General features: G+C 61.6%; 23 protein-coding genes. 8 read left to right on the top strand and 15 right to left on the bottom strand.

The annotated features are described in order from the left end of the window. Positions 1-58 precede the first annotated feature (58 nt). From GRI69_RS01835 to GRI69_RS01820, 4 genes are read left to right on the top strand one after another with little or no spacing between them, the layout of a single operon-like run. Positions 59-1,330: a heavy-metal-associated domain-containing protein gene (locus tag GRI69_RS01835; protein ID WP_202391779.1), complete on the top strand. Its 1,272-nt coding sequence runs from the start codon at positions 59-61 to the stop codon at positions 1,328-1,330. 20 nt (positions 1,331-1,350) lie between these two features. After that, the gene (locus GRI69_RS01830; protein WP_160726606.1) at positions 1,351-1,962 is read left to right on the top strand and encodes an HdaA/DnaA family protein; all 612 of its coding nucleotides are present in this window, start codon (positions 1,351-1,353) and stop codon (positions 1,960-1,962) included. 27 nt (positions 1,963-1,989) lie between these two features. Beyond that, positions 1,990-2,685 (top strand): serine O-acetyltransferase EpsC, encoded by a 696-nt coding sequence (epsC, locus tag GRI69_RS01825; protein WP_160726605.1) that lies wholly within the window; start codon positions 1,990-1,992, stop codon positions 2,683-2,685. After that, a complete protein-coding gene (locus GRI69_RS01820; RefSeq protein WP_160726604.1) occupies positions 2,685-3,035 on the top strand; it encodes a DUF2794 domain-containing protein in 351 nt (116 codons plus the stop codon). Before epsC ends, GRI69_RS01820 begins: the two co-directional genes overlap by 1 nt. Positions 3,036-3,089: 54 nt before the next feature. Here the strand turns inward: GRI69_RS01820 and GRI69_RS01815 are convergent, their stop codons facing one another. From GRI69_RS01815 to GRI69_RS01800, 4 genes are all read right to left on the bottom strand, one after another. Further along, a complete protein-coding gene (locus GRI69_RS01815; RefSeq protein ID WP_160727011.1) occupies positions 3,090-4,154 on the bottom strand; it encodes a hypothetical protein in 1,065 nt (354 codons plus the stop codon). Positions 4,155-4,228: 74 nt separating this feature from the next. Then, complete coding sequence (locus GRI69_RS01810) at positions 4,229-5,059, bottom strand: DUF4328 domain-containing protein (protein WP_160726603.1); 831 nt, start codon at positions 5,057-5,059, stop codon at positions 4,229-4,231. A 72-nt stretch (positions 5,060-5,131) separates the two neighbouring features. Further along, complete coding sequence (locus GRI69_RS01805; RefSeq protein WP_160726602.1) at positions 5,132-6,061, bottom strand: SDR family NAD(P)-dependent oxidoreductase; 930 nt, start codon at positions 6,059-6,061, stop codon at positions 5,132-5,134. Positions 6,062-6,182: 121 nt separating this feature from the next. Further along, on the bottom strand, positions 6,183-6,929 hold the full coding sequence (locus tag GRI69_RS01800; protein ID WP_337191009.1) for an HAD-IA family hydrolase: 747 nt from the start codon (positions 6,927-6,929) through the stop codon (positions 6,183-6,185). Between GRI69_RS01800 and glmU the strand changes: the two genes are divergently transcribed. Together glmU and GRI69_RS15975 are read left to right on the top strand one after the other, a co-directional pair. After that, positions 6,928-8,295 carry a bifunctional UDP-N-acetylglucosamine diphosphorylase/glucosamine-1-phosphate N-acetyltransferase GlmU gene (glmU, locus tag GRI69_RS01795; protein ID WP_160726600.1) on the top strand — a complete coding sequence of 456 codons (1,368 nt, stop codon included), beginning with the start codon at positions 6,928-6,930 and terminating at the stop codon, positions 8,293-8,295. The two genes, GRI69_RS01800 and glmU, sit on opposite strands and share 2 nt — an antisense overlap. Further along, the gene (locus GRI69_RS15975) at positions 8,292-8,570 is read left to right on the top strand and encodes an HNH endonuclease (RefSeq protein ID WP_237452922.1); all 279 of its coding nucleotides are present in this window, start codon (positions 8,292-8,294) and stop codon (positions 8,568-8,570) included. The genes glmU and GRI69_RS15975 overlap by 4 nt, the downstream gene beginning before the upstream one ends. 52 nt (positions 8,571-8,622) lie before the next feature. Here GRI69_RS15975 and GRI69_RS01790 read toward each other — a convergent pair whose 3' ends face one another. The 9 genes from GRI69_RS01790 to GRI69_RS01750 form a co-directional block, all read right to left on the bottom strand. Continuing rightward, a complete protein-coding gene (locus GRI69_RS01790) occupies positions 8,623-10,758 on the bottom strand; it encodes a prolyl oligopeptidase family serine peptidase (protein ID WP_160726599.1) in 2,136 nt (711 codons plus the stop codon). A 98-nt stretch (positions 10,759-10,856) separates the two neighbouring features. Then, positions 10,857-11,855, bottom strand: coding sequence for a phosphatase PAP2 family protein (locus GRI69_RS01785; RefSeq protein ID WP_160726598.1), 999 nt, complete (start codon positions 11,853-11,855; stop codon positions 10,857-10,859). A 125-nt stretch (positions 11,856-11,980) separates the two neighbouring features. Then, positions 11,981-12,238 (bottom strand): ATP synthase F1 subunit epsilon, encoded by a 258-nt coding sequence (locus GRI69_RS01780; RefSeq protein ID WP_160726597.1) that lies wholly within the window; start codon positions 12,236-12,238, stop codon positions 11,981-11,983. A 4-nt stretch (positions 12,239-12,242) separates the two neighbouring features. Then, positions 12,243-13,700 (bottom strand): F0F1 ATP synthase subunit beta, encoded by a 1,458-nt coding sequence (atpD, locus tag GRI69_RS01775; protein ID WP_160726596.1) that lies wholly within the window; start codon positions 13,698-13,700, stop codon positions 12,243-12,245. 20 nt (positions 13,701-13,720) lie between these two features. Beyond that, positions 13,721-14,083 (bottom strand): hypothetical protein, encoded by a 363-nt coding sequence (locus GRI69_RS01770; RefSeq protein WP_337191008.1) that lies wholly within the window; start codon positions 14,081-14,083, stop codon positions 13,721-13,723. 12 nt (positions 14,084-14,095) lie between these two features. Further along, complete coding sequence (locus GRI69_RS01765; RefSeq protein ID WP_160726595.1) at positions 14,096-14,968, bottom strand: F0F1 ATP synthase subunit gamma; 873 nt, start codon at positions 14,966-14,968, stop codon at positions 14,096-14,098. A 27-nt stretch (positions 14,969-14,995) separates the two neighbouring features. Further along, a complete protein-coding gene (atpA, locus tag GRI69_RS01760; RefSeq protein WP_160726594.1) occupies positions 14,996-16,525 on the bottom strand; it encodes a F0F1 ATP synthase subunit alpha in 1,530 nt (509 codons plus the stop codon). Between the two features lie 12 nt (positions 16,526-16,537). After that, positions 16,538-17,092 (bottom strand): F0F1 ATP synthase subunit delta, encoded by a 555-nt coding sequence (locus GRI69_RS01755; protein ID WP_160726593.1) that lies wholly within the window; start codon positions 17,090-17,092, stop codon positions 16,538-16,540. 260 nt (positions 17,093-17,352) lie between these two features. Next, positions 17,353-19,002, bottom strand: coding sequence for a S1 family peptidase (locus tag GRI69_RS01750; protein WP_237452885.1), 1,650 nt, complete (start codon positions 19,000-19,002; stop codon positions 17,353-17,355). Between the two features lie 38 nt (positions 19,003-19,040). Between GRI69_RS01750 and ada the strand changes: the two genes are divergently transcribed. After that, complete coding sequence (ada, locus tag GRI69_RS01745) at positions 19,041-20,081, top strand: bifunctional DNA-binding transcriptional regulator/O6-methylguanine-DNA methyltransferase Ada (RefSeq protein ID WP_160726592.1); 1,041 nt, start codon at positions 19,041-19,043, stop codon at positions 20,079-20,081. A 16-nt stretch (positions 20,082-20,097) separates the two neighbouring features. Here the strand turns inward: ada and GRI69_RS01740 are convergent, their stop codons facing one another. Next, on the bottom strand, positions 20,098-21,654 hold the full coding sequence (locus GRI69_RS01740) for a cryptochrome/photolyase family protein (RefSeq protein ID WP_160726591.1): 1,557 nt from the start codon (positions 21,652-21,654) through the stop codon (positions 20,098-20,100). Between the two features lie 34 nt (positions 21,655-21,688). Beyond that, complete coding sequence (locus GRI69_RS01735; RefSeq protein WP_272916452.1) at positions 21,689-23,866, bottom strand: primosomal protein N'; 2,178 nt, start codon at positions 23,864-23,866, stop codon at positions 21,689-21,691. 54 nt (positions 23,867-23,920) lie between these two features. Between GRI69_RS01735 and GRI69_RS01730 the strand changes: the two genes are divergently transcribed. Next, a complete protein-coding gene (locus GRI69_RS01730; protein ID WP_160726590.1) occupies positions 23,921-24,634 on the top strand; it encodes a DUF4197 domain-containing protein in 714 nt (237 codons plus the stop codon).

Below are 24,634 nucleotides of genomic sequence, written 5' to 3'. Positions count from 1 at the left end.
CCAGCATTCCCGCTTGGATTTCCCGAATGCTTTGGGCAAAAGGCCCCGCAAGTACCCCATGCGGACGTTTTTCCCCCTGACTCGGCGCACTCGTGTCGCCCTCGCTGCTTCCGGCCTTGCGCTGGCGGGTACGGCTGGCTGGCTGGCGCACGCACAGGTCGGGGGCGAACGTGGCATCGCGCCAGTCGCGGCTTCGCGTGATATTCAAGTCTCCGGCATTGAAGTCGACGTCCAGGCGGATACAGGTCTCGAAGCACGGGAAGAAGCCTGGCTCGAGGCGCAGGTGAAGGCCTGGGAAAGGCTCGACGGGCCAGATTTGCCCGAATCGCGAATTGCCGGGCTCGTTTCAGCTATCGTGATCGAGCGAGAGCGGCTCGGGCCCAAGCGTTACGTTGCTACTCTGGGCGTGGTGTTCGACCGCCAGCGTGCTTCGGCTTTTCTCGGCGACGGGGGCAGCGCCGCCCGCAGCGCACCGATGCTGCTGCTGCCAGTGACCTTTTCCGCCGGAACGCAACTGATGTACGAGCAGCGGAAGGATTGGCAGCGGGCCTGGGCTGAATTCCAGTCCGGACAGAGCCGGGTGAACTATGTCCGCCCCCAAGGTTCGGGCGGCGAATCGCTTCTACTTACCTTCGGCCAGACCACCCGCCGCAGCCGGGTGTGGTGGAGCAACATCCTTGACGAATTCGGCGCGGCCGATGTCCTGATACCGATTGCGAAATTGCGTTACACCTATCCTGGCGGTCCGGTCGAAGGCACCTTCACGGCCCGGCATGGACCCGACAGCGAATTTCTTGGCAGTTTCACCATGCGTGCGGAAAGTCCGGATCAATTACCGGCGATGCTCGAACGTGCGGTCCGGCGCTTCGATGCGGTTTTCCAAACTGCACTGGCGGAAGGCACCATCAGGCCCGATCCGACACTCAATGTGCAGACCGGTGACCTCAATCCTGCCATCCAGCGGCTTGTGGACCTTGGCCGTAGCCTGCGGGTGCAGGACGAGAGACAAGAAGAAGTTGCGCTCGAGCCGACCGAGGCAAGCGATGGCGCCATCAGCGCAGCGCCGATCAACCGGCCACCGCCAGAGGGCTCGGTTGCTCTCTATACGGTCCAGTTCCAGTCGCCCGATGCCGCGGCTTTCGGGGCGATACTGGCCGACGTTCGCGAAACGCCGGGGGTACGCTCGACCGGAGTGCGCTCGACAGCCATCGGCGGTACATCAATCATGACGGTCAGTTATTCTGGATCGATTGGCGGGCTTGCCGAGGCACTCCGCGCGCAGGGCTTTACGGTGCAGCAGGGAGCTACCGCGCTCTTGATCAGCCGCTAAGCGCCGCGCAAGCTGTCCGCATGACGCAAATCGCGCTTCCCCTTTCCCATCCCGGGCCTCAGGAGCCCGCCAGTATCGTGGTGGGAGACGGCAATCGTCGGGTAGTCGAGGCTCTCGCGGCCTCCCATGACTGGCCTTTCGGCACTGCGCTGCTCGCGGGCCCGGCACGCTCGGGCAAGTCACTCTTTGCCAGCTGGTTTGCTTCCCATACGGGTGGTGGGGCATTGGACGATGCGGACATAAGGGACGAAACCGAGATTTTTCATGCGTGGAACCGTGCACGGGAGGACGGATATCCCCTACTTCTCACGATCAGCGGTGACGGGTGGGAGATTGCGCTGCCGGACCTGAAAAGCCGCATGGGCGCCGCGCTACAGCTCGAGATCGGTCCGCCCGATGACGAAATGGGTGCTGCATTGATGCTGAGCCATGCGATGCAACGGGGGCTGGCGCTGGGCGACGGCGCGCCTGCCTATCTCATACCCCGGATGGAGCGGAGCTACGGAGCTATCGAGCGGATCGTCGGCGAAATCGACCGGCTCAGCCTTGAACGCAAGCAGCCCGCCACCATGTCGATCTGGCGCGATGCGCTCGAGGCCGTTCAGGGTCCCGAACAGGCGCGCTTGCTTTGAATTGCGACAAGTGAGAGGATTGAGGCCATGTTCGAACGGCTGATTGCCTATCTGGACTCGATCAAGGCGCGCGATCCTGCGCCCCGAACCCGTTGGGAGGTGCTGCTTTATCCCGGCGTCTGGGCGCTGGCATACCACCGCGTGGCGCATTGGCTGTTCGAAGCAGATCTCTTCTTCCTTGCCCGGCTCGTCAACCACTGGAGCCGCATGGTCACGGGGATCGACATTCACCCTGGCGCCATCATCGGGCGCAACTTTTTCATCGACCACGGCTTTACCGTCATCGGCGAAACTGCCGAGATTGGCGACAACGTAACCATCTACCAATGCGTAACGCTTGGCGGAACCAATCCGACCAACGGCCAGGGCGGCAAGCGGCATCCCACAATCGGTGACGATGTCATCATCGGTTCGGGCGCGCAGGTTATCGGCCCCATAACGGTCGGCCGCCGCGCCCGCATCGGCGCCAATGCGGTGGTGACCGACGAGGTGCCTGAAGGTGCCACCATGATCGGTCTGAAGGCTCGCAGTACGCTGGTCCCTGCCGAAGACTGGGTAAAAGAATTTTTGCCCTACGGTACGCCTTGCGACGATCCGTGTGCGCCGAGCCGCGACTGTGTTGAGAAGCTTGAAACCGAACTCAAGGCGCTGCGCAGCGAACTCGATGCCCTGCGGTCTGAACGACAACCCGTCTCGGCGAAGCGTAGCGGAACCGACGATTGATGGCGCAGCTTGCCGGCGCGACTGTCGTACCTTTTCCCGGCCGCAAGCCCGAACAGGTCGGCTTTACGCGCGAAGAGCTCACCAAGATACTCGATGTTTACGGGCGAATGGTCGCGGCCGGGCAGTGGCGCGATTACGCCATGGATTTCACGAAGGATGCCGCGACGTTCGCGGCCTTCGTCCGGCATGCCGAGCGGCCACAGGCGCGGGTTGAAAAGCGGCCATCCCTGCGGGGCAAGCAGGGCATGTGGACACTGTTCGGCGAACATGGGCAGGTGCTCAAGCGCGGGCATGAACTGGCCGGCGTCATGGCTCCGGTTGAGCGCCGCTTGCTGAAGGCGATCGACTGAAACGAAAAGAGGGCCCGTCCTTGCGGACGAGCCCTCTGCTCAGTGGTCTGATTGTCAGGCTGTGGCGGGAAGTCGGGCCTGCATGTCTCCCGGAAGTCCCTTTACCACGTTGCGGCGGATCGAGGTCCAGAGGGCGCTCAGCGTTAGCAGAGCCGATCCGATGACCAGCGCGGTCAACGCGAAGTTGAGTTCGACAGCGCCGAATTCCCGGAACAGGAAAGTCAGGGCTATCAGAACATAGGCCAGTGCCGAAACCAGCAGCGCACGGCGATCGACTGCCAGCGCTACGAGGCCGAAGGCAATGTAGACCCCGAGTACTGCAACCGCTGCGCCCGCCCCTATATTGTCGCCCTCGGTCACGCCGATTAACGCGAAGACCGGATGGGCGATGGCAGGAGCGGCGAGCAGGTGAAGCCAGAAGGCCACGTCGCTGCGGCGCGTTTCGCGGCGCGGGTCGCTCATGTCCCAGCGCATTGCGAAGGCGAAAATCACCAAGCCGGCCACGAAGACAAGCGCGAGGATGATCGTCTCGATGTTCGGATTGTTCGGACCTATCGCAGCGATAATCAGTGCGATCACCGTGCCCGCAATGGCTGCCGTGCCTGCTGCAATCGTGATTGGCACCATAAACCGCTTCCAGTGAAGCCATGCGGCACCTGCCGTCACCAACCCCGATGCCGCAATGAGCAGCGTTGCCAGCGTTTCATTACCTTGGCCGTTATCGATTCCAGCAATCGTGACAGCGAGCCCGAGGAGTCCGAAGAACACACCGCCCACGAATCCGAGCAACAAAAGGATACTCGGCAGCGCCATGCGCCTTTTCGCGGTGAAGAATTCGGCCAGCATCCAAGCGGTACCTGCGACAAGCACGCCGCTGACGGGGGAGGGGCCATCCTGATTGCTCCAGATTGCATCACCTATCGCCCCCATCGCCATTAGCATGATTACCACGCCGATGCTGACGAAGATGTCGTTGAAGCCGGTTATGAGGCGGAAATGCTCCGCGTCTGCGGGCAAGGCATCACGCGACGCGGCAACATGCGCGCGCAGGGCAGTTGCGGCGTCGGCGCTGATCGCACCTGCCGCCACTGCCGAATTCAGATCTTCCTGGCTGTACATAGCCATATCTCCCCGTTGAGTAACGATAGGGACATAGACTTAGTGTATTAATACGTCAATACGGACCAGAGATGTCATGAGGTGATGACGTTTACCGACATCCGTGACGGTTCTTCCATTTCGGGAGCACTAGCCGCTATCTCGTGCAAATGTTCGTGCTGCGCTGCCGTTATCTTCCGCGCGAGACCGGAAAAGAGATAGGCTGCGAGCAGAAGCAATATCAGCGCGAAGGCGATAATCGTGAACTCCATCCAGATTGGGGTCATGATGATGAGACTGGTTCCCGCATCGAGCATGAATTTGACGATCATCGCGCTGAAGATCAGCAAGCCTACGACAACCGACGTCCACCAAGCGGTGACGTCTTCGACCGTGGAATGTGCGAAATCCTCGGGCTCGCCGTGGCTGCGATTGTAAAGTTCGCGCATCGCTTCGAACGGCAGGATCAAGTTAACTGCGGGGACAAGGTATGCCGCGATTGCCTTGCCGGGTCCGTAGCGGGTCCGGACCCCGGCTTCGGAGAGATTGCCATGGGCCCGCCAGACCCAGATCATTGCTGCGACAAGAAAGCCGAGGCCAAATAACAGGAGCGCAATCGCGGCAATGACAGCGGGGTCGCCCAGCGTGAGCCCATCCGTTGCGGGCATGAAGCGACCTTCGAGGAAAAAAGCGGTGCTCGATCGATTGTATTCTGACTCGAGCGCCGAACGTTGGCTCTGGTATCCATAGAACGTCGCCGATTGTCGGGCCATCTGCTCGACTTTCTCTATACGCTCGTATTCCTTGCTTACTGCAAGGCCGCCCAGTCCGATCTGGACTAGCCCGGCGCAAACAAGCAGCAGAGCAAATACGGTAACCACGATCGAACTGCTGCGCAGCGAACGCAGCTTGCTTTCGATACTCATGCGAGACCCCCAACAAAAAACCCCGCGCCATCCTGCAATGGCGCGGGGTTTCCTGCAATGCTTTTGGGCCGATTATCCGCGAGCGGAGGAAGGACCGGTGCCCGTCACTTTCTGCATGGCTGTCAGGATGTTGCCCGACTGCTCGCTGCCCGACTGGGGAGACTTGAGGTTCGAGAATTCGCTGATCTTGTCCCAGTTGGCGGCGAAACCTTCGACCGTGCGCTCTTCGTCTTTGAGCCAGACGGCGTCGTTCATGACAACCCAGGATGAATGGAAACCGCCCGCACCGGCGCCAACGATGGCATTGGTGGGTGCGTCTTCGCTGACGAGGAAGAGCGCGGCCGGGACCACGTTGACCGGATCAAACAGCTTGAAGGCTTCTTCGGGGAAGAGGTCTTCGGTCATGCGCGTGCCAGCGACCGGCGAGATCGTGTTGACCTTGATGTTGTACTTCGCACCTTCGAGCTGGAGCGTCTTGGTCAGGCCGGCAAGGCCCAGTTTGGCGGCGCCATAGTTCGCCTGGCCGAAATTGCCGAACAGTCCGGTCGACGAGGCAGTCATGAGTACGCGGCCGTAAGCCTGCTCGCGCATGGTTTCCCACACTGCCTTGGTGACATTGGCCGAACCGTTGAGATGGACGTCGACCACGAATTCGAAGTCGTCCATCGTCATTTTCGCGAATGTCTTGTCGCGTAGCACACCGGCGTTGTTGATGACGATGTGTACGCCGCCCCACTTCTGCTTGGCGTCCGCAACCATCTTTTCCATCTGGTCGAATTCGGTCACGCTGCCGCCGTTCGACACAGCTTCACCGCCGGCCTTCTCGATTTCCTCGACGACCTGCAATGCCATGTCCGAATGGCCAGTACCGTCGCGCGACCCACCAAGATCGTTCACCACGACCTTCGCGCCGCGGCGGGCGAGTTCGAGTGCGTACTCGCGGCCCAGGCCCCCGCCTGCACCGGTTACGATGGCTACCTTGTCCTTGAAATCGATGCTCATGGGGCTGCTCCTGCTTTGTCGTTTACGTAAAGGTCAATTGCCGTGACGAAGTGGCACTTTCGGATGGCTGTTGCAACCGTATGCGCGCCCATCCGCCGTGCCGTAGGGGCAGGGCGTGCAATCAAAGCTGCTCGAGCAAGTCCACCAATTGGCCCAACGAATCAATCTCGGCATCGGCGCCGAGTTCCTCGCGGGACTTGTCGCAATAACCATAGCATGCAGCGACGACCGGCACATTCGCCGCTCGCGCAGCTCTCATATCGTAGCTGCTGTCGCCAATGAAGACCATGCGCCCGCCGCCACAGCTTTCCCGCGCCTTCAGCAGCGGCTCGGGCGAGGGTTTGGCGATATGCTTCCCGTCGGGTCCCTTGCCGATACTGTCTCCGCCGATCACGCAATCGAAGCGGTCGATCAGGCCGAGCGTCTCGAGAATGCCGCGGGCGAAGCCTTCGAACTTGTTGGTGACGACCCCGAGGCGCACACCTCGTGCGGACAATTTGTCCAACGTTTCAATAGCGTGGGGGTAGGGACGCGTGTGAACGGCGTAATTTTCACCGTAATAGCCCAGCATCGCCTTGTAGAGCTTGTGAAACTCATCCTGTGGCAGGCCGCCTTGCGCATCCACGGCCTGCTTCAGCATGATCTTGGCACCGCCGCCTATCAGGTCGCTCGCGCTGTCGATCGGGACGGCAACAAAGCCAGCTATCGCCAGTGCATGGTTTACCGCTGTGCCAAGATCGCGATGCGTTTCGAGGAGCGTGCCATCGAGGTCGAAAGCGACGATATCAAAAGGGAAATCAGCCATCCGGGCGGAAGTGAAGGATGGTTCTTCAAACTGCAAGCGATTGGTGGCATGGCCCCATCCCATGAACAAAAGCCGTGAATTCGCAGTCGTTATCCTCGCAGCCGGCAAGGGCTCGCGCCTCAAGAGCGGGCTGCACAAGGTCCTGCACAACATCGCCGGAAGACCGATTATCGAACACCTGATGGCACAGGTGCAGATACTCCAACCGACGAAGACCATCGTGATCGTTGGCGACGAGCGCGAGCAGGTCATCGGCCAGGTTTCGGACCGAGCAACCTGCGTGGTGCAGGAACCACAGCTCGGTACAGGTCATGCCGTGGCACAGGCCAAGGACGCGCTGGCAGGGTTCGATGGGGACGTCATCATGTTGCTAGGCGATGCGCCGTTCATCACCGCGGTGACGATGATCGAAATGCTCGAACGTCTCCGTGCCCAAGATGAACCCGCGGTGGTCGTTCTCGGCTTTGAGCCGGAGGACGCATTGCAATACGGCCGCGTCATCACGCATTCCGACATGACGATCGAAAAAATGGTCGAGTTTAAGGATGCGAACGAGGCAGAGCGAGCCACGCGCCTGTGCAATTCGGGTCATATGGCTGCCCGCAGCAAGGATCTGTTCGATCTCTTGGGCCGCGTCGACAACGACAACGCGCAGGGAGAATATTACCTTCCCGACATCGTCAATGTTGCGGTGCGCGAAGGGAGGACCTGTGCGGCAGTGGTCGCCGACAATCCCGAAGAGGTGCTCGGCATCAATTCGCGCAAGGAACTCGCCGCGGCCGAGCGCCAGTGGCAGGAACTCCGGCGAGAGGAAGCGCTGGAGAACGGTGTAACCTTGAAAGCGCCCGACACAGTCTTTTTCAGCTACGACACCGAGCTCGCGGCCGATGTTACGATCGAGCCCAATGTCGTTTTCGGCCCGGGGGTGAAAATTGAGCGCGGTGCACGTATCCGCGCTTTCAGCCATCTCGAAGGCGCGCATGTCGGTGAAGACTGCGAAGTGGGGCCTTATGCGCGCCTGCGTCCCGGCGCAGTCATGGAGAAGGCCTCCAAGGTCGGAAATTTCGTCGAAATGAAAAAGGCGACGTTGGGCGAAGGCGCGAAAGCCAATCACCTGAGCTATCTGGGTGATGCGACCATTGGTGCTGGCGCCAACATCGGTGCGGGCACGATTACATGCAATTACGACGGCTATTTCAAGCATCAGACCAAGATCGGCGAACGGGCCTTTATCGGCAGTAACAGCGCCCTGATCGCGCCGGTCACTATCGGCGCGGATGCGATTGTCGCTGCCGGCAGCGCTGTGAGCCGTGACGTGGCAGCGGGGGAATTACGGATGGTGCGGGCCGAACAGCTGGTAAAGCCGGGCTGGGCCGACCGCTTTCACGACGCGATGAAGAAGAAGAAGGCTGCGGAGAAGAAGGGCTGAGCGAACCGACGCTCACCTGCTGGCTATGCGGGCGTCCCCTCGGTCCCCGCGTCCAGTGGCACCATCTCGTACCGAAGTCGAAAAAGGGCAGAGAAACGGTCCCGGTGCATCCGATCTGTCACAAGACGATCCACCATACTTTCAGCAATGCCGAGCTGGCTCGTTTCGGGGAAGACCACCGGGCGATTTCGCGGAACGCGGATATCGCCAAGTTTCTTCGGTGGATCGCAGACAAACCAGCCGAATTCCATGCGCCAGTGAGGCGAAGCCGATAGAAAAAGGGCGGCCCTCGCAGACCGCCCTCCCTCTCCAAATCTAAAGAAACGCCTACTCGCCTTCGTTGTCGTCCATCAGTCGCTGCATCAGATAAACCATCTGCAATGCCTGAAGCTGGGCTCGCTGTTCATTGTCGACGCCGCCCGAATGTCCGCCGGTAGTTTCTTCATAGTACCAGTAAGGTTGGCCCAGTGCCTTCAGCTTGGCGGCACCCTTCCGCGCATGGGCAGGGTGCGTCCGGTCGTCGGCAGTCGAGGCCCAGAGGAAGGGTTCGGGATACTCAACACCCTCGACCAGCTTCTGATACGGTGAATAGCCTTCGATCCATGCACGCTGTTCGGGGATACGTGGGTCGCCATACTCGCCGATCCATGAAGCGCCGCGGCCGATCAGATGATAGCGGAGCATGTCGAAGAGCGGAATCTGCACGATTGCCGCATCGAACAGGTCGGGCCTCTGGGTGAAGGCCGTGCCCACCAGCAGACCGCCCTGCGAACCACCTTGGATACCCAGGTGATCGGGCGACGTGATGCCGCGCTCAACCAGGTCTTCGGCAACCGCAATGAAATCGTCCCACGTGCGCTGCTTGTTTTCCCGAATGGCGCTCTGGTGCCACATCGGGCCGAACTCGCCGCCACCGCGCATATTGGCGAGGACATAGGCGCCGCCCTTTTCGAGCCATAGTTTGCCCGTGGTTCCAAGATAACCCGGAAGGCGGGGAACTTGAAAGCCTCCGTAGCCGGTCAGGAGCGTGGCAGTGCTGCCATCCATGACCATGCCTTCGGGCTTGACTAGGAAGTAGGGAATTTTCGTCCCGTCCTTGCTGGTGGCTTCGAACTGTTCGACATCCATCCCTGCGGGATCGAAATAGGCGGGTGAAGTCTTGATGATTTCCGGAGCAGACGAGCCATCTGAGTAATAGAGCGCACTCGGTTCCAGGAAATTGGTCACCGAATACATGATGTCTTCGGATTCGTTCGACGTGGCCGCAACGCCAACCGTGGCATTGTCGGGCAAGGCAATTTCGCTGCTGACCCACTGTCCGCCTTCGTAATCAAACTTCAGGACCTTGCCGATTACATTGTCGAGGATGTCGACATAGGCGCTGCTGGCAGTCGATCCTCCGCCCTGCTTCGTCTGACGCTCGCCCGGTGCCCAGACGAGGGTCTTTTTCGCGCCGTTGGGATCGGCAAGCCACTCTTCGAGATTGGCTGAAACCAAGGCATCTGCCGGGAATGTCTGGTCGCCCACGGTCCAGTCGACGTCGGTAGAAAACAGCATCTGGCCATCGATAATTCCGCCGAGAGATGACTTTTCCGGCATTTCCAGCCTGACCCATTCGCCGTCCTGCTGCAGATACCACGCGCGGTCATGGAACGAAGTTCCGCGCATGGCGGTGTAGCCGTGCACCGTGCCGGCGGAATCGCGTAGCAGGCTTGCTCCGGCCCACACGTCGGCAGCTTCGCCGCGGTAGATTTCCGGAGCGCTGGCCAGATCGGTTCCGCGCTTCCAGAGGCGGGTAGTAAAGGGATATTCGCTTTCCGTGAGAGTTCCTTCACCGAAGTCCCGGCTAACCAGCAACGTATCGCGATCGAGCCATTCGATGCCGCCCTGGCTTTCGCTGTCGATGACGAAGCCATCTTCCATGAAGGTCCGGGTCTGCATGTCGAATTCGCGCAGGATGGTGGCGTCCTTGCCTCCGTCTGACAGGGCAGTCATGCAATAGCGCATTTCCGGCGGCAGGCAGGTCGAACCCTTGTAAACCCATTCCTTGCCTTCGGCAGCGGCAAGTGCGTCGATATCCAGCACGGTTTCCCACCGGGGTTCATCGCTGCGATAGCTTTCCAGAGTGGTACGCCGAAGCACACCCTTCGGATTCTGCTTGTCCTGCCAGAAATTATAGAGGCCATCCGGGCGGAACGACACATAGGGAATTTTGTCTTCGCTGTCGTAGATCGCCAGCGCTTCGGCCTTGAGCTGCTGGAAACGCGGATCTGCCGTCATGTGCGAGGTGGTTCGGGCATTTTCGGTCTCGACCCAATCGAGAGCCTTTTCGCTCCGCGCTTCCTCCAGCCAGATGAAAGGATCTTCTTCGGGGCCGGGTACACCGCCGTCTTGTGCCATTGTCACACTATTCATTCCGAATGCCATGGCTACGCCAATGGCGAGTGTCGATACGCATTTCATGATGTGCGTCCCTCCTTGCAGGCCTGTCGGTATGCCCGCAGGTCCCCAAACTGTAAAATCACTTGTCGGCTCCCGAATGCAGTTGGTCGAAACGTGCTCTAGCGGTCGGTATTGGAATCGAGCATCGGGCGTCGACCAAGCGCCAGATGACGTCCCTCTAGCCAGCCGAGATATCTGCCTGCCAGCCACCAGACGAGCAGCACCAGGGGAGCGGAAACGAGACCGTCGGTTGCATAGTGCCAGCCCAAGTGAATCGATCCGACGTAGATGGCTGCTGCATAGGCCCAGCCGGCGATCGTGAGTATTCTCACCCGATATCGTTGCAACCAGAGGGCCGCTGCGACGGCAATCGCCACATGGATCGACGGCATGGCAGAAATGCCGCTGATCAAAAGTGGATCATCCATGGTCGCGATCAAGGCGTCCTTGATCCCGATAACGGACGGAGCACGCTCCCGCAGGACCGCGAGCATGGGATCGAAACTGCGATCTGCAAAAAAGTCTCCGACCATCACCGGCCCGACTGAGGACATCAGCAAGGCTGCTCCGCCGCCAAGCGCCAGCCAGATAAACTGCAATAGCAAGGTGAAGCGGATCTTCTGGACCTCGTCGAAGGAGAAAGCCACCCAGACGGCCAGACCGATGTGCACGAAGTGCCATGCATTATAGAGCCAGACGATCGGCTGTGTCGCCCAACCGAACAGGGCGTGAGTGATCCTCCACGGGTCGGTTCCGAAGAACAGGAACCGGTCAAGTTCGACCAGGAAAGCATCAAGGTAGAACGGTATCACGAAGGGGATCGATTTCTTGATCCCGCTGAACGCTTCGAGCGTGACGGCAAGCGAAAGGTAGAGGGCAACTGCCCATACGAGCTTGGGCCAGTATCCTCGCAGGTCGCTGACGAGCTGGCGCGTGGGTGATGGATGACGTTTCAGCATCAGGCGAAGCGGCTGCGCGCAGATGAAAAGGGGAATGACCAGAACGGCTATCGTGACGAACGAGTTGCCCCGGCTGTTGTCGGGCAGGGGCAGGGAAGCAGCGGCAAGTGCGATCGCTATGACGGTCAGATAGCCGAACGAAATTCCGCGAAGGACCATTGTGCGGAGTTATCCCGCACAAGCGGGCCGCGAAAGCTCCGACTTCGCCTTACCCCCAGCTTGGGGCAAAGAAAAAGGGCGGCCCGAACAGGCCGCCCCCATAAATGTTTAGTTCCAAGGCAGGCTCAGCCTTCGACGTGTTCCGCCAGAACGGTGAGACCCTTCTCGCTGACTTCGGCGAAGCCGCCGCGGACTTGTATCGTCTCGGGGGCAGAGCCTTCGGTCTTGTACACCTGTACGTCGCCATCGTGGATGGTGGACATGAAGGGTGCATGGCCCTCCAGCACGCCGAAATCGCCTTCCGCACCGGGGACGACGACCATGTGGACATCTTCCGAGCGGACCAGTTTTTCCGGCGTGACGAGTTCGAAGTGCAGGGCCATGTTCTCAGGATTCCTCGGCGAGCTTCTTGGCCTTCTCGACCGCCTGATCGATGCCGCCGACCATGTAGAAGGCACTTTCCGGAAGGTGGTCGTATTCGCCGTCAACGACAGCTTTGAACGACTTCACCGTGTCTTCCAACTGGACGAACTGTCCCGGAATATTGGTGAAGACTTCGGCAACGTGGAACGGCTGGCTGAGGAACTTCTGGATCTTGCGGGCGCGAGCGACCGTCAGCTTATCTTCTTCCGATAGCTCGTCCATGCCCAGAATGGCGATGATGTCCTGCAGGCTCTTGTACTTCTGCAGGGTTTCCTGGACGCGCCGAGCCGTCTGGTAATGCTCTTCACCGACAACGCGCGGTTCAAGAACGCGGCTGGTGCTGTCCAGCGGGTCGACCGCCGGGTAGATGCCCAGCTCCGAAATCGCGCGGTTCAGCGTGGTCGTTGCGTCCAAGTGGGCGAACGAGGTTGCGGGAGCGGGGTCGGTAAGGTCATCGGCGGGAACGTAGATGGCCTGGACCGAGGTGATCGACCCCTTGTTGGTCGAGGTGATGCGTTCCTGCAGGTTACCCATGTCGGTCGAGAGGGTCGGCTGATAACCCACGGCCGAGGGAATACGGCCGAGCAGTGCAGACACTTCCGAACCAGCCTGCGTAAAGCGGAAGATGTTGTCGACGAAGAACAGGACGTCCTGGCCTTCCTCGTCACGGAAATATTCCGCCATCGTCAGACCCGACAGGGCTACGCGGGCACGAGCGCCCGGAGGTTCGTTCATCTGGCCAAAGACCAGCGCAACCTTCGAACCTTCCGAAATGGCCTCGCCTGCTTCGTTCTTGGCGATGACGCCGGCGTCGAGGAATTCGTGATAGAGGTCGTTACCTTCGCGGGTACGTTCACCCACGCCGGCGAAGACGGACACGCCGCCGTGACCCTTGGCGATGTTGTTGATCAGTTCCTGGATCAGCACGGTCTTGCCGACGCCGGCACCGCCGAACAGACCGATCTTACCGCCACGCGCATAGGGCGCGAGCAGGTCGATGACCTTGATGCCGGTGACGAGGATGGCCGCTTCGGTCGACTGGTCAACGAAAAGCGGGGCTTCCGCGTGGATCGGCATGGTGCGTTCTGCACCGACCGGACCGCGCTCGTCGATCGGCTCGCCGATGACGTTCATGATGCGACCGAGCGTCTTCGGACCGACCGGGACCGAGATCTGGGCGCCGGTGTTGATGACTTCCTGCCCGCGGGTAAGGCCGTCGGTGCCATCCATCGCGATGGTACGAACAGTGTTCTCACCGAGGTGCTGCGCGACTTCGAGAACGAGCGTGTTGTCGCCGTTCCGGGTCTCGAGCGCGGTCAGGATCGGCGGCAGTTCGCCAGGGAAAGCAACGTCGACGACGGCGCCGATGACCTGGGCGATGGTGCCGTTGGGGCTCTGGTTAAGCTTGGGTGCGGTGGCCATGATATCGGTATCCTACTGGCTCAAGAGTCTTGGTGGTGAGCGCCATGCTCGGCGCAAAGGGCTTCGGAGTCTTCGAGCATCCAGCCGGTCTTGTCTTCATTGGCGGCCAGAGTGGCTTCGTGACGCAGATACTCGTCTTCGCCGAGGCTGAACTCGCAGAGTACGGTGTCTGCACCCATGGCGCGGCGGCAAACGGCTTCGTTTACCGGCTCCGCGCCTTCGCAGGTTTCGGCAAAGGTCGTCTTGAAGAAATCTTGGTCGGGCGGGGGTAGCGTGCTTTCCGGTTCCGGCGCAGCCACTTCGGTGGCAGCCGGTTCGGGCGCAGGCTCTTCACCGCAGGCGGCGAGCGCGAACATCGGAAGGAGGAGGGCGAGTTTCTTCACTTGTAGCTTCCTTTAAAGGGCTTCCGCACCGGCAATGATTTCGATCAGCTCAGTGGTGATGGCGGCCTGGCGGCTGCGGTTGTACTGGATAGTCAGCTTCTGGATCAGGTCGCCCGCATTGCGTGTGGCGTTGTCCATTGCCGTCATCGAAGCGCCCTGTTCCGACGCCTCACGTTCAAGCAGCGCGCCGAACAGCTGTGTCTTCACATAGCGCGGCAGCAGTTCTTCGAGAATTTCCTCTTCGCCCGGTTCGTATTCGACCACGGCATCACCGCCGGTGCCTTCGCCTTCCGGCGCCGGAACGGGAATGAGCTGGTCGACCGTGGGGTCCTGCGCAAGCGCGGATTTGAAGATCGGATAGACGAGGTGTGCGACATCGAATTCGCCGCTCTCGAAGCGGGCGATCAGATCGTCGGCGATTTCCTCGGCTTCCTCGAAGCCCGGCTGGCGGACGTTGGAGGTATCGTAATGCTTCTTGATCCGGTCGGCATAGTCGCGCTTGATCGGTGCACGGCCCTTCTTGCCGACGAGGTAGAACTGTACGTCCTTGCCTTCGGCGATAAGCGCGCGGGCCTTGACCTTCGCGGCCTTGACGATGTTGGCGTTGAGACCGCCGCACAGGCCCTTGTCGGTGTTCACGACCACCAAGAGGTGGCGTTGGTCCGAACCAGTGCCGCGCAGCAGCATCGGCGCGCTGTCGCCGCTGACCTTGCCGGCGAGCGAGGCCATCACGCCCGACAGCCGCTCGGCATAGGGGCGTGCTGCTTCGGCAGCGGCCTGCGCACGGCGCAGCTTGGCCGCAGCGACCATCTGCTTGGCCTTGGTGATCTTCTGGGTCGACTTGACCGAGTTGATACGGCCCTTGAGTTCTTTAAGCGAGGCCATGACGGCTCCCTGTTAGTCTCGTGGGTCTCAGGCGAACTGCTTGGCGAAGGTCTTGAGTGCGTCGACGACCTTGTTCTTGGTGTCGTCTTCGAACTTGCCGCTGGTGCGGATTTCCGCAAGCACATCGCCATGTTCTGAGCGCATGTAGCTGAGCATCTGCTCTTCGTAATTGGTCACGCGGTCCACCGCGACATCGTCGAGGTAGCCGTTGGTGCCGGCGAAGATCGAAACGGTCTGCTCTTCGAAAGGCATGGGCGAGAACTGCGGCTGCTTGAGCAGTTCGGTCAGGCGCGCACCGCGGTTGAGCAGCTTCTGCGTCGCGGCGTCGAGGTCCGAGCCGAACTGAGCGAAGGCGGCCATTTCACGGTACTGGGCAAGGTCCAGCTTCATCGAGCCGGAAACCTTCTTCATCGCCTTGGTCTGGGCGGCACCGCCCACACGGCTGACCGACAGGCCGACGTTGATGGCCGGACGGATGCCCTGATAGAACAAGTCGGTTTCGAGGAAGATCTGGCCGTCGGTGATCGAGATCACGTTGGTCGGGATGTAAGCCGACACGTCGCCAGCCTGCGTTTCGATGATCGGCAGTGCCGTAAGCGATCCGCCGCCTTCCGACTTGTTCATCTTCGCCGCGCGCTCGAGCAGGCGGCTGTGCAGGTAGAACACGTCACCCGGATAGGCTTCGCGGCCCGGAGGACGACGTAGCAGCAGCGACATCTGGCGATAGGCAACTGCCTGCTTGGAAAGGTCGTCATACACGATCACGGCGTGCATGCCGTTGTCGCGAAAGAATTCGCCCATCGCGCAGCCGGTGTAGGGTGCGAGATACTGCAGCGGAGCAGGCTCCGAAGCGGTCGCGGCGACGACGATCGAATATTCCATCGCGCCGTTTTCTTCGAGGCTCTTGACGATCTGGGCGACGGTCGAGCGCTTCTGGCCGACGGCGACGTAGATGCAGTAAAGCTTCTTCTTCTCGTCGTCGCCCTGATGCGCTTCCTTCTGATTGATGAAGGTGTCGATCGCGACGGCGGATTTACCCGTCTGACGGTCGCCGATGATCAGTTCGCGCTGGCCGCGGCCTACGGGAACGAGCGCGTCGATGGCCTTGAGGCCCGACTGCACTGGTTCGGAAACCGATTCACGCGGGATGATTCCCGGCGCCTTCACTTCGACGCGGCGACGCTCGGTCGATTCGATCGGGCCCTTGCCGTCGATCGGGTTGCCGAGAGCGTCGACCACGCGGCCGAGCAGGCCCTTGCCGACGGGAACGTCCACGATGGTACCGGTACGCTTGACGGTATCGCCTTCGCCGATTTCGGTGTCGGCGCCGAAGATAACCGCACCCACGTTGTCGGCTTCGAGGTTTAGGGCCATGCCCTGGATGCCGTTGGCGAATTCGATCATCTCGCCGGCCTGCACGTTGTCGAGGCCGTGGATACGGGCGATGCCGTCACCGACCGAGAGAACGGAACCGACTTCGCTGACTTCGGCTTCGCTACCGAAGTTGGCGATCTGGTCCTTGATGACCTTGGAGATTTCTGCGGCGCGGATATCCATGTGTTTTGTCCTTTAAGCCTTCATGGCCTGGGCGAGCGAATTGAGACGGGTACGAATCGAGCCGTCGATACGCTTCGATCCGATGGTGACGACGAGGCCGCCGAGCAAGTCGGGGTCGACCTTCGTGGAAAGTTTGACGGTGCGGCCTTCGCGGGCCGTGAGCTTGCTCTTCAGATCGGCAAGCTGCGCGTCAGTCAGCGCGTGAGCGCTGGTGACTTCGGCGGAAACCTCGCCCCGCTGGGCGGCGGCGATGGCGCGGAACGCGCGAATGATGCCCGGAAGCTGGCCCAGCCGGCGGTTCTGCGCCAGCGTGCCCAGGAATTTCTGGGTCAAATCGGAAAGGCCCATGATCGCCGACACACCCCAAAGCGCCTTTTCGGCCTGCCCGCGCGTCACGCGGGGATTGGTGGTGAGCAGCTTGAGCTCGGGCGATTCGCTAAGGCCTGCCTCGAGCTTTTCGAGGTCCGATTCGACCGCAGTGACGGTCCCGGCCTCGCTGGCCAGATCGAATAGGGCCGAGGCATAACGCCCTGCCAGGCTAGCCTGAATACCGGCGGAAATATCCACGCGTCTCTCGTCCTCTAAGGGTCGGAAAAAAGGGTCTGTCGGTCCCGGCCGTTATCGGACGATTATGAATCGCCCCGGCAAGGTTGGCGCGCGCCTAGCAAAGGGGGTTGGGCAAGGCAACCCGAGTCACGCGGCTTAATGTTCGGATTTCGGTGCGGCAGTCCGCCGATTGGCCGGTCGCGAAGGGCATGGTGCGATCACGACAGCGGGCTCCACCTTGCTCTGCCACAGGCGCTGGTAGCCATCGCACTCTCTTATATCTAATGGCGCGCCTCGCACTGATAGACGAGTCGTTCATTGGGCTGATGCGGCAGTTGGCCCAGGACTTCGCCCTGCAGATCGCCCAACTGACTGGCGGCGCCTTCCTCTCCGCATTTGGGAGCGGAATATCTGCTGCGCGCTTCGCGCGCCTCGCTCATGGCGCTGCGCGGAAGCAGGTAGCGTTCGGAGCGGAAGACCCGCCGGTCCGGATCGAAGCTGTTGACCGAGACCGCGTCTTCTTCATTGGGAACGAAGACGCGCGACCAGCTGCCCGAGGCATAACCATACTGGGTCCGTTCGTTTACGCAGCCCTCGGCAGTCCAGTCGAACTCGATGTCGGGCGCTTCGGCGCTGGTGATGCGGCTGCGTTCGGGCAGCAGGCGGCACACAAGCTCCGCATCACCACCGGAATTCACGGCGAGCGGATCCTCGCCGCCCGATTCCGTGGCGCCTTCCTGCATCTCGGCCGCCACGCGGCGGTCGATCTCGTCCAGACCGGGCCGGGTCAGAAAAGCGATGAGTGCGACCACAACCAGGAAAGCGGCGATCCCGAAGGCGATGTTGATCTTCCGGCGATGCAGCTCTGCATCCTCTGCCTCGGCATCGAAACGCTCGTGCCTGCTCCAGCCCCATAGGCCGATGCCGAATGCGGCGAGCAGCAGGACGAAGGCAAGCGCCATGCGATCCTCGCGGTCCTGTGCCACGCTCAACTGCGCTTTCAGCAGGGCGCGCTCGCGCAGTTCGCGTGTTTCCTCGGCGCGCTGGGCGAGGCTTTGCATCGCTTCCATCTGTTCGCGTTCGAGGCGTTCCTGCTCTGCAGCGTCGAGATCTTCGAGACTGCGGCAGACACTGTCGTTCAACTTGGGTTCGACGTCGTTAGCCCGCAGGAAAGGAACCAGCTCGCGGTTCGATACGGCGAAGAAGAATTCCGCATCGCCGCCTTCATTGTCCGCGCCGAAGCTGTTCACCCCGACCACGCGGCCGCAGGGGTCGAGCAGCGGGCCGCCCGAACTGCCGCGCGCGATCGGCGCGGTGTGAAGGATCGTATCGAACTGGCGGCTCGGACGTTCGCCGGAAACATAGCCGAGGCTCTTCACCGGAGACGTTGACCGGAAGATATCGGCCATGGCCAGCCCCTGCGCCCGATCGACATTCATGGGGTAACCCACGCTCGTCACCTGCCCGGCACCTTCGACCGGCCGTCCCGCCAGCGCCAAGGGAGGAAGACGCAGGCTACCCGTCAGTTTCACTAGCGCCAAGTCGTTGCGAGCGTTCACCGCAGCCAGCTGGCCATACACCGCCTCGCCGCCGCCGCTCGGCACGATACCGATCCGCAAATCTTCGTCATTCATCGCATCGCGTACGACATGAGCGTTGGTGACGATCAGATTTTGTCCGACCGCAAATCCCGTTCCGTGGCTGACAGGGTAGATTTCCTCGCCGTCATTGCTGATGATCACCACGCGCACCACACCGCGTGCGGCGGCATCGATGTCGGCAGGATCGGCATGGGCCAGCGCGGGCGCCAGAAGCGCGAGCAGGGCGGCAATAAGAGAGAGAGTTCGTCCCATCCGCGGCCCTCTTAGCTGGCCCGAGACATTGACCGCAAGCTTCGGGATGCGCCGGTCCGCAGCTTTTGCAATGGTCATGCTTGCAAGAATGCCATTGGCGATGAAGGATAATAGACATGATCGGAACCGAAGTCCTGACAGATGATGATCGCTGGCGCATTGCGCTGGCTAAGGACCGGCAGTTCGACGGTGTATTCGTCACTGGCGTCCACTCGACAGGTATCTATTGCCGCCCATCCTGTCCGGCGCGGGCACCCAAGCGGGAGAACGTCCGCTTTTACGCGAACTGCGAGGGAGCCGAAGCGGCGGGCCTGCGCGCCTGCAAGCGTTGCGCACCGGACCAGCAAAGCCGGGAGGAGGCGGCCGTTCTTGCCGGGTTAAAGGTGTTGCGGGAGGCTGAAGAAACGGTTTCGCTCGATCGGCTGGGGCGGCTCACCGATTATTCTCCCACGCACTTCCAACGCATCTTTACCCGTGCGGTCGGCCTGTCACCTGCTGCATACCAGCGCGCCTTGCGCCGCGAACGGGCCGAAGAGGCACTCCGCCAAAGCGGCAGCGTCACACAGGCGATCTACGAGGCCGGCTACGGCGCACCCTCTCGCTTTTACGAGAACAGGAAAGACAGCGGAATGAGTGCCAGCGACTGGAAGGACGGCGGCGCGGGCCGCACAATCCACTGGACCTTGGTGGATACGTCACTGGGTAGTATGCTCGTCGCAGCAACGGATAAGGGCATTTGCTGTCTTTCTTTTGGCGAGGGCGAGGCGGAATTGCGTGCCCGCTTTCCCAAGGCCGAACTAATCCAAGCTGGCGAGGATTTTCGCGCCCTGTTCGAATCGGTCACTGCCGCAGTTGAACAGCCAGCGACCGCTGCCACCGCAGACATTCCGCTCGATGTAAAAGGCACCGCATTCCAGCAGCGCGTCTGGCAGGCGCTCCGCGAAATTCCTTCCGGCGAGACGCGCAGCTACGGCGAACTCGCCGCCGCGCTGGGCAATCCCAAGGCCAGCCGCGCGGTGGGCGGAGCAAACGGCGCGAACAACATTGCCGTCCTCATCCCGTGCCACCGCGTCATAGCCGCCGACGGTGGTCTTGGCGGCTATGCCTACGGTACGAAGATCAAGGCGGAACTGCTGCGTCGCGAAAAAATCGAATGAGGACGGTCGCCGCAGTCTAGCTTCGGGCCCATCCCTCTCCGGCAGGCTGCAGGGACTCGAGAAATACCTCCGCGCTCTCTAGGTATTCCACCTGCTTCCGTTCGCCCATCCGGTCCCAGGTGGCGTAAATCCTCCCGATGCGGTGGTTCTTCTCAAGCCGCTCGCGGTGGCGATGCATGAAATGCCAGTAGAGCGGGTTGAAAGGGCAGGCCCCTTCGCCGGTTTTCTTGTGCGGTGAGTATTTGCAGCCCGAACAGTAGTTGCTCATCTTGTTGATGTGATTGCCGCTCGCCGCATAGGGCTTGCTCGCCATTGTCCCGCCGTCGGCATAGAGGATCATCGCGGCGACGTTCGGCAGTTCGACCCATTCATAGGCGTCGGCATAGACGACGAGATACCAATCCTGCACTTCGCGCGGGCTGATCCCGGCAAGCAGGCAGAAATTGCCGAGCACCATCAACCGCTGGATGTGATGCGCATGGGCGTTGTCCCGCGTAGAGCGGATGCAATCGGCGAGGCAGGCCATGTCGGTCTCGCCGGTCCAGTAGAATTCGGGCAGGCTGCGCTGCGCATTGAGTGCATTGGCTTTTTGCAGCTGCGGCATCTGGTGCCAGTAGAACCCGCGCACATACTCGCGCCAGCCGATGATCTGACGAATGAAACCCTCGACCGAATTGAGCGGAGCCTTGCCGTCCCGATAAGCGTTTTCGGCCCGCTGGCACAATTCCAGCGGATCGAGCAGGCCGAGGTTTATGCTGGTCGAGAGCATCGAGTGGAACAGGTCGTCCTCCCCCGCGACCATCGCGTCCTGATACGGGCCGAAGCATTCGATCCGCTCGGCGAAGAAGGCATCGGCTGCCTCTTCGGCTTCATCTCTGGTCACCGGCCACTGGAAACTCTCGAGCGAGCCGAAGTGATCGCCGAACCGGTCCGCAACCAGTTCGATCACTCCACGCGTTGTCTCATCGGGTTCGAACTTTGGGCGCTCAGGCGCGGACAACCCGTCCTTGGGCGGTTTGCGATTCTCGCTATCGTAGTTCCATTCGCCGCCTTCTGGTCTGTCTCCGTCCATGAGCAGTCCGGTCTTGCGGCGCATCTCGCGATAGAAATACTCCATGCGGAGAGTGTCGCGGCTCTCCGCCCACTCGTCGAATTCTGCCTGGGCACAGATGAAGCGGCCGTCGCGCAAGATCTCGATTTCGCTGGCGAACTTGTCCGCCCACTCCTCCATGTCATGACGGATGCGCCATTCGCCTGCTTCGACTACGCTGACGAGGCGTGGAGCGTGTCTCTCAATGGCGCGAGCGACCTCGCCGGTGAAGCTTCCGGCATTATCCGGATCGTCCAGCTTCACGTAGTCGACCGTCCAGCCAGCATCGCGGAGTTCTTCGGCGAAATGGCGCATGGCGGAGAAGACCAGCACGATCTTCTGCTTGTGATGCCTGACGTAGGTTGCTTCGTCCGAGACCTCCATCATCAGGACGATGGTATCGTCCTTGGCCCGCCCACGCAGGCTGGCCAGAGTGCGGGTCAGCTGATCGCCGAGAATGGGAACGAGGACGGGACCGGGCATTTCTGGCTCAATACACAAGTGCCGCAGCTGTGCATCAGACAAAGCTATAGGGATCCACATCCACCGCCACACGCACGCCGGGCGGGTGGTCGAGCCTTCCGAGCCATTGGCGGATCACATCCTGCAATTGCACGCTGCGCCTAGCGTTCATCAGCAGGCGGTAGCGATAGCGGCCGCGTAGCAGGGACATCGGGGCGGGGGCGGGGCCAAGGATCATGCAGTCAGGCACATCGGGCCTCGTATCGCCGATACGGCGGGCGGCTTCGCGCGCTTCGGTCTCGTCCTCGGATGAGACGATGATCGAAGCCCAGCGGCCGAAGGGCGGGGCACCGGCATCGCGGCGCATTTCGGTCTCGGCGGAATAGAAGGCGTCGCGGTCTCCGGCCGCCAGCGCGGCGATGACGTTGGCCTCCGGATGGCGGGTCTGGATCAGGACCTCACCGGGTTTGGAGCCGCGACCTGCGCGCCCTGCGACCTGCGCGACCTGCTGATAGGTCCGCTCGCCTGCGCGCAGATCCCCGCCTTCGAGGCCGAGATCGGCATCGACCACTCCAACCAGCGTCAGCTCGGGAAAGTGGAAGCCTTTGGTGACGAGCTGGGTACCGACGATCACGTCGATCTCCTTCGCCTCTACCGCAGCGATGAACTCCGCCGCGCGTCCGGGCGAATTGAGCGTATCCGATGTGGCCACGAAAACTCGTGCTTCGGGCAGGCGTTCGGCCACCTCGTCGGCAATGCGCTCCACCCCCGGGCCGCAGGCGACGAGGCAATCGGGTTCGCCGCATTCCGGACAGGCTGCCGGGCTGGGCGTTGCATGACCGCAATGATGGCAGGCGAGGCGGCGGGTGAAGCGGTGTTCGACGAGCCAGGCGGTGCAATTGGGGCACTGGAAGCGGAAGCCGCAATGGCGGCACAAGGTCAGCGGGGCGTAGCCGCGCCGGTTGAGAAAAAGCAGCGACTGTTCGCCGCGTTCGAGCCGTTCCGCGATCCCGTCGACCACCCGCTGGGCGAGCCACATGCCCTGCGGCGGTTTCTCCTCGGTCAGGTCCACGATGTCGATGCCCGGCAATTGCGCGCCGCCGAAGCGGCTGGGCAGTTCGACCTTCGCGTAAATACCGCTTTCGGCCATCTGCAGGCTTTCGAGCGCGGGCGTCGCGCTGGCGAGGATGATCGGGAACTGCTCGAAATGCGCGCGCATCACGGCGACATCGCGCGCGTTGTAGCGCACTCCGTCTTCCTGCTTGAAGCTGGTTTCATGTGCTTCGTCGACGACGATCAGGCCGAGGTTGGCGAAGGGCAGGAACAGCGCCGAACGTGCGCCAACCACCACCTGCGCTTCACCGCTGGAGACGCTCCGCCAGGCGCGGCGACGCTCGGTCGATTTGAGCGAGCTGTGCCACAGCACCGGCGCAGTGCCGAACCGTTCCTCGAAGCGGTGGAGGAAATTCTCGGTCAGCGCGATTTCAGGAAGCAGGACGAGGACTTGCCGGCCCATCCGCAGCGCCTCCGCGACAGGTTCGAAATAGGTTTCGGTCTTGCCCGATCCGGTCACCCCGTCGAGCAGGAAGGGTGCGAATTTCTCCGCGCGCACCGCCTCGGAAAAGATGCCCGCCGCCTCCCGCTGCTGATCGCTAAGTTCAATCTGCGCGAAATCCGGACGTGCTTCATCATATGGCCGGTCGCAATCGACTTCGACCGGTTCGAGCACGCCCTGGTTGACCAGTCCGCGCAGCACCCCTTCCGATACGCCCGCGATTCCTGCCAGTTCACGAATGGTCGCCTGTTCGCCCTCCAATGCCTCCATCGCGGCCTGCCGCTGGGGGGTCAGGCGTTCGGGCATCCCTCCGGACAGGCGATATTCGGTGATGCTCGCCGGGCCTTTCAGCGCGCCGCCCGATGACAGGGCCATTCGCGCCACGCTGGCCAGCGACGCGACGTAATAGTCCGCAGTCCATTCGATCAGGCGGCGTAGCGGCGCGGGCAGGGGAGGGATCGGGTACAGGCCCCTCAGGTTGCGAAGTTTCTCCGCCGGAACGTCCGTGCCGGGAAGCCGTTCAGCCTCCCAGACGATCCCGACCACGGTGCGCGGCCCCAACGGGCACTCCACCACTTGGCCGAGTTCGACCCTCATGCCGTCCGGCACCTTGTAGTCGAGCGGGCCGAGGGCGGCATTAAGGACGAGGCAGCGGACGCGGTTCATCTGGCGGCTCATATGGGCCGCGTAAGCGATATGAAACAAGGGTGGGACTTTGTGAGGAGACAAGAAATGACCGATATTCTCGTGAGACCCCCTATCCTCGAACGAAAAAGCGGACGGCGCGCTTTCTTGGGTGGACTATCGATCGGCAGCGCCGGCTTGGCCTTGTCCGGCTGCGCGAGCCTGCCCGGTTTCAGCATGGTCGACGCGGTGCAGCGCATCCTCTTCCTGTCCAGCGAGCGGGCCTTCGCCCGCATGCTCCAGCCGGATGGGTATTGGGACCAGCAGGTTGCAACCATCGGATTGGAAAATCTTCTCGGTACGCGCGGCGGGGTGCTGTCGAGCATCCTTACTTCGGCCCTGTTCAAGGACCGTCTCTACGATGCGTTCGGCGATATCGCTTATGAAGGAGCCTATCGTGCAGCGCCGCTGGTTACCGACGCGGTGCGGGTCGTCGGCATCCAGAATGCGATCGACCTCGTGCGGGGCGGGCCGACTGCGGCGACCTCCTTCCTGCGCAATTCCATGAGCACTTCGCTGGTCGAGGCAATGGTCCCCGAGCTTGGCAATGCGATGCGCGTTGCGCAGGACCCGCTGGTCGGCCAGGCGCTTGCCGCCCTGACCGGTGTCGATATACCGCAGGTGTCCAGCCGCGTGGCATCAAGCATCGACAACACGATCTGGCGCGAAATCGGGGTGGAGGAAACAGCCATTCGCCGCGATCCGCAATCGACACGTGATCCGCTGATCATCGGAGTGTTCGGGGCGGGTTCGCGCCTCTGA

The organism is Qipengyuania vulgaris (genome assembly GCF_009827325.1).
In the GTDB taxonomy this organism is placed as follows: Bacteria; Pseudomonadota; Alphaproteobacteria; order Sphingomonadales; family Sphingomonadaceae; genus Qipengyuania; species Qipengyuania vulgaris.
Note: the sequence above shows the minus strand (reverse complement) of the source record. Positions and strands in the feature narration are given on the sequence as shown.

Excerpts from the sequence above, each read along its gene's own strand:
- GRI69_RS01835 (WP_202391779.1), top strand. The coding sequence starts at position 59 with ATGCGGACGTTTTTCCCCCTGACTCGGCGCACTCGTGTCGCCCTCGCT.
- GRI69_RS01830 (WP_160726606.1), top strand. The coding sequence starts at position 1,351 with ATGACGCAAATCGCGCTTCCCCTTTCCCATCCCGGGCCTCAGGAGCCC.
- epsC (WP_160726605.1), top strand. The coding sequence starts at position 1,990 with ATGTTCGAACGGCTGATTGCCTATCTGGACTCGATCAAGGCGCGCGAT.
- GRI69_RS01820 (WP_160726604.1), top strand. The coding sequence starts at position 2,685 with ATGGCGCAGCTTGCCGGCGCGACTGTCGTACCTTTTCCCGGCCGCAAG.
- GRI69_RS01815 (WP_160727011.1), bottom strand. The coding sequence starts at position 4,154 with ATGTACAGCCAGGAAGATCTGAATTCGGCAGTGGCGGCAGGTGCGATC.
- GRI69_RS01810 (WP_160726603.1), bottom strand. The coding sequence starts at position 5,059 with ATGAGTATCGAAAGCAAGCTGCGTTCGCTGCGCAGCAGTTCGATCGTG.
- GRI69_RS01805 (WP_160726602.1), bottom strand. The coding sequence starts at position 6,061 with ATGAGCATCGATTTCAAGGACAAGGTAGCCATCGTAACCGGTGCAGGC.
- glmU (WP_160726600.1), top strand. The coding sequence starts at position 6,928 with ATGAACAAAAGCCGTGAATTCGCAGTCGTTATCCTCGCAGCCGGCAAG.
- GRI69_RS01800 (WP_337191009.1), bottom strand. The coding sequence starts at position 6,929 with ATGGGATGGGGCCATGCCACCAATCGCTTGCAGTTTGAAGAACCATCC.
- GRI69_RS01790 (WP_160726599.1), bottom strand. The coding sequence starts at position 10,758 with ATGAAATGCGTATCGACACTCGCCATTGGCGTAGCCATGGCATTCGGA.
- GRI69_RS01785 (WP_160726598.1), bottom strand. The coding sequence starts at position 11,855 with ATGGTCCTTCGCGGAATTTCGTTCGGCTATCTGACCGTCATAGCGATC.
- GRI69_RS01780 (WP_160726597.1), bottom strand. The coding sequence starts at position 12,238 with ATGGCCCTGCACTTCGAACTCGTCACGCCGGAAAAACTGGTCCGCTCG.
- atpD (WP_160726596.1), bottom strand. The coding sequence starts at position 13,700 with ATGGCCACCGCACCCAAGCTTAACCAGAGCCCCAACGGCACCATCGCC.
- GRI69_RS01765 (WP_160726595.1), bottom strand. The coding sequence starts at position 14,968 with ATGGCCTCGCTTAAAGAACTCAAGGGCCGTATCAACTCGGTCAAGTCG.
- atpA (WP_160726594.1), bottom strand. The coding sequence starts at position 16,525 with ATGGATATCCGCGCCGCAGAAATCTCCAAGGTCATCAAGGACCAGATC.
- GRI69_RS01750 (WP_237452885.1), bottom strand. The coding sequence starts at position 19,002 with ATGACCATTGCAAAAGCTGCGGACCGGCGCATCCCGAAGCTTGCGGTC.
- ada (WP_160726592.1), top strand. The coding sequence starts at position 19,041 with ATGATCGGAACCGAAGTCCTGACAGATGATGATCGCTGGCGCATTGCG.
- GRI69_RS01740 (WP_160726591.1), bottom strand. The coding sequence starts at position 21,654 with ATGCCCGGTCCCGTCCTCGTTCCCATTCTCGGCGATCAGCTGACCCGC.
- GRI69_RS01735 (WP_272916452.1), bottom strand. The coding sequence starts at position 23,866 with ATGAGCCGCCAGATGAACCGCGTCCGCTGCCTCGTCCTTAATGCCGCC.
- GRI69_RS01730 (WP_160726590.1), top strand. The coding sequence starts at position 23,921 with ATGACCGATATTCTCGTGAGACCCCCTATCCTCGAACGAAAAAGCGGA.